The sequence below is a fragment of the Chryseobacterium phosphatilyticum genome (genome assembly GCF_002899825.2).
GTDB classification, from domain to species: domain Bacteria; phylum Bacteroidota; class Bacteroidia; order Flavobacteriales; family Weeksellaceae; genus Chryseobacterium; species Chryseobacterium phosphatilyticum.
In genome coordinates, this window is sequence record NZ_PPED02000125.1 from 1 (window position 1) to 432 (window position 432).

At 65.0% G+C, this 432-nt stretch carries 1 protein-coding gene; it reads left to right on the forward strand.

What is annotated here, in order from left to right; all coding sequences use genetic code 11:
• Nucleotides 1–180 precede the first annotated feature (180 nt).
• A partial coding sequence (gene apaG / locus C1631_RS25070; protein WP_109714502.1) for a Co2+/Mg2+ efflux facilitator ApaG/CorD occupies nucleotides 181–432 on the forward strand: 252 nt, incomplete at its 3' end.

Genomic DNA, 432 nt, shown 5'->3' on the forward strand with positions numbered 1-432 from the left:
CTGCGCAATACCCTCAAGCCTCTCCTGAGCGTCGAGGACATCGAGGCCGCAGAGGTCGATCCGACCCTCCGTCCCGAACAACTCGACCTGGCCGCATTCGTCCGCCTGGCCAACCGGCTGGCCGAGCTGCCAGGCAATCGTTAGTCTGGTGAGACACTCGTCAGGAATCAGGCAAGCCGTATGAGCGATACCCAGCACCAGGTCAACGTCAGGGTCGACACCCGCTACCTTCCGGAACAGTCCGCCCCAGAGCAGAACCGTTTCGCCTTCGCCTACACGGTGACCATCGAGAACCAGGGCGAGGTTCCGGCCCAACTGCTGTCGCGCCACTGGATCATCACCGACGGCGACGGCCGTACCCAGGAAGTTCGCGGCGCCGGCGTGGTCGGCGAGCAACCGCTGATCGCCCCCGGCGCGCAACACACCTACACC